The sequence below is a fragment of the Burkholderia sp. AU19243 genome (genome assembly GCF_018148075.1).
GTDB lineage: Bacteria > Pseudomonadota > Gammaproteobacteria > Burkholderiales > Burkholderiaceae > Burkholderia > Burkholderia latens_A.
Window position 1 is genome coordinate 1 of the sequence record NZ_JAGSTV010000036.1, and the last position, 2817, is coordinate 2817.

General features: G+C 61.4%; 1 protein-coding gene, 3 tRNA genes, 1 rRNA gene and 1 pseudogene. 1 reads left to right on the forward strand and 5 read right to left on the reverse strand.

Annotation, left to right across the window (positions count from 1 at the left end):
- From KDW55_RS29115 to KDW55_RS29130, 4 genes are all read right to left on the reverse strand, one after another.
- On the reverse strand, window positions 1–286 hold a 286-nt coding region (locus KDW55_RS29115; RefSeq protein ID WP_249174181.1), incomplete at its 3' end, for a GTP-binding protein.
- Window positions 287–351: 65 nt separating this feature from the next.
- Window positions 352–426, reverse strand: a tRNA-Thr gene (locus tag KDW55_RS29120).
- Window positions 427–451: 25 nt separating this feature from the next.
- Window positions 452–525: transfer RNA gene (locus KDW55_RS29125), tRNA-Gly, on the reverse strand.
- A 44-nt stretch (window positions 526–569) separates the two neighbouring features.
- Window positions 570–655: transfer RNA gene (locus tag KDW55_RS29130), tRNA-Tyr, on the reverse strand.
- 1553 nt (window positions 656–2208) lie between these two features.
- Between KDW55_RS29130 and KDW55_RS29135 the strand changes: the two are divergent.
- A pseudogene (locus tag KDW55_RS29135) lies at window positions 2209–2352 on the forward strand (helix-turn-helix domain-containing protein); the annotation flags it as partial.
- A gap of 343 nt (window positions 2353–2695) precedes the next feature.
- Here the strand turns inward: KDW55_RS29135 and rrf are convergent.
- A 5S ribosomal RNA gene (gene rrf / locus KDW55_RS29140) occupies window positions 2696–2808 on the reverse strand.
- Window positions 2809–2817 lie beyond the last annotated feature (9 nt).

The window sequence follows — 2817 nt, forward strand, 5'->3', positions numbered from 1 at the left end:
CGCCCGTGATCATGTTCTTCACATAGTCAGCGTGGCCCGGGCAGTCGACGTGTGCGTAGTGGCGGTTTGCCGTTTCGTACTCGACGTGTGCCGTGTTGATCGTGATGCCGCGCGCCTTTTCTTCCGGCGCCGCGTCGATCTGGTCGTACGCCTTCGCCTCGCCGCCGAACTTCTTCGTCAGAACCGTCGTGATCGCTGCCGTCAGCGTCGTCTTGCCGTGGTCAACGTGACCAATCGTACCAACGTTGACGTGCGGCTTGGTCCGCTCAAACTTTTCCTTGGCCATTTTCAACTCCCGAAAGGAATTTCACATGTTGCGCCGCGCGCAAACAGACACTGACTTTTTACTGCTGGTGCCCATGGGCAGGATCGAACTGCCGACCTCTCCCTTACCAAGGGAGTGCTCTACCACTGAGCCACATGGGCGCTATTACGCTTCAACTTCATGGACTGGAGCGGGTGAAGGGAATCGAACCCTCGTCGTAAGCTTGGAAGGCTTCTGCTCTACCATTGAGCTACACCCGCACGGGCCACTAACGATTCCCTACCGCTCTCTGCGCTGATGTTCTTGGTGGAGGAGGTTGGATTCGAACCAACGTAGGCGTAAGCCAACAGATTTACAGTCTGCCCCCTTTAGCCACTCGGGCACCCCTCCGTAGAGAACTGACGATTATGGGGGTGCATCGCACTCTTGTCAAGCACATCGGGAAGAATATTTTTCATTCTCTTCCTGAGCGCCGCACGATTTACCCACCGCCGACGCCTGCCTGGCTACGGCAAGCACGACAGGATCACCGACCGGCATCCGCATCTTCGTCAGACTCCGCCTTCAGCATCGATTTTCATCTTTGCTGAAAACGAAAGACCGCCATCATACGGCCTCCTGCGCATAATGCCAAGCGGGTTAAGCAAAAAAATTGCAATTTCCATGCCGGACGCAACGAGAGCGCCGGAACGAGGTTTGGGTGATGCCCAAAACGGGCTCGCGGAAACGTGCGATAGGGGATCCCGGCTCAGGTTACGCAGTGTCACTGCAGTTGCGGGCGAGGGGCGCCGGAACACCGTTTTTGACCGTCGCGCCGCTGGATGTGCAGCGCACGGCGCAACCGACTGTCATCCGTCGCCATGGACAGGACCGAGCTGCGCCGCCGGAGCGGTCATCCGCTTGCTTGCGTTACCGCCCGAAGCCGCCGACACGCAACGACCCGCGGTCGCGCGCTTGGCGCTCACGGCCTCGGGCTGCGGCGTGGCCTCGTTTCATCGCGTTCTCCCCCATTCGCCAGCACGAACCCGCGGCCTTCCAACAGTTGATCAACTCCTGCGCCGGGCACGGCATCGCTTGGCGCTGCGGCCACGCGGCGACTGCCGGATCGCGAACACCACCTCGCTACCCTGCAGATGGCGGCTGCCCCTCCGCTTTGCGTCGACGCGACGGGCGCTTGCGGCGTCAGAGAGGTTGATGCGCGGCTCATTTCGCGGCGTCTTGCTGCGTTTCATTCCACTGCTCAAAGACCCGGAAACTGGCCTTCGCCGCTCCGTACCAATTGCGGTCGTCGGCGCTACAGCCTCGTTCGCATTGACCAACGTGGAGTATCAGGGGCGGATGTCGCTGTCGTACATTCGGAAGCAGACGCTCCACGCACCGGCGCCTACGCGCGCGCGTTATCGTGCGCGTCGTGCAGCTCCCGGCGTCGCGTGAATAGTGGTCATTTCGGCACCGCCCTTCGTCTGCCGATGAATCGCTGCCTGCTGAAATGGCCTGCCCGTAGTCGGGCACACAGCGCGCAGGATCAAGCGGTGCGGCGACTGGCAAGTCGCCCTCTGTCGCTCGATTTGGGCCGAAATTCGGTCGGCGGTTTGCTGGGTATTCGCGGGCAGCCACACTGCGGTAAGCCGGCCCAGCTGCCTGGGCCGACCCAGTACCGTCACACCGGCAGCCTAAATGAGGCCGGCGATGTTATGCGGAGATGGCGAACTAGATCACGCAATAGCCGATGATGGGAAGTCCACGGGTGCCTGCTTGGCGGAGAGAGCTCGGGCGGGAGATACGAATAACCGAAGCCACAAGCTGGAAACCGCCGTCGGAGACGGCTTCGAAAGGGGCCATGAAGTGGTAGCGGCGCTCGAGGAGTGGATCGATTGCCCTGAAAGTACAGGCGGCATTAAGGCTAGTGCCGACGGTAGATTTGCCAACGGGTGCAATAGATGTCGCTGCTACGCGAGCAAACTCTCAGCGTCGCGGAAATCGCGGCCGGACTTGGATTTACCGCGCCCAGCGCGTTTCATCGCGCGTTCCGGAAATGGACGGGCACAAGCCCGGGCGCGTTTCGGCGCGACGTCAACGCGGCGTGATCTGAGCGGGGAACGGCGGTTTGCCGGCGAGTCGGCGGCCGCCGACGCTTGCGCTTGCGATCGATCGTGAATGCACCGCAGGTGCGGTTCAGTTCCGAGAAGAGCGTGACGGGTGCCAAGGCAAGCGCGAGCGATAAAAGACGGATGGGAACCGCGTCGATCGCCCAGGGGAAAGCCGGGCAACCTGCGTGGAGGGAGGATTTAACTGAGCGTGCTATCCGAACCGGTAACACGGAACGTCCGGGTCTGTGCTCCATGGCGGGCTTCGCCGCGCGGCATGCCTTTCCGCCGCCGCAAATGCAAAAACCCCCGCCTGTTCGGGCGGGGGTTTCTGGCTTAGGGAGCCTGACGATTACCTACTTTCACACGGGAATCCGCACTATCATCGGCGTAGAGTCGTTTCACGGTCCTGTTCGGGATGGGAAGGGGTGGGACCGACTCGCTATGGTCATCAGGCAAAGAGGG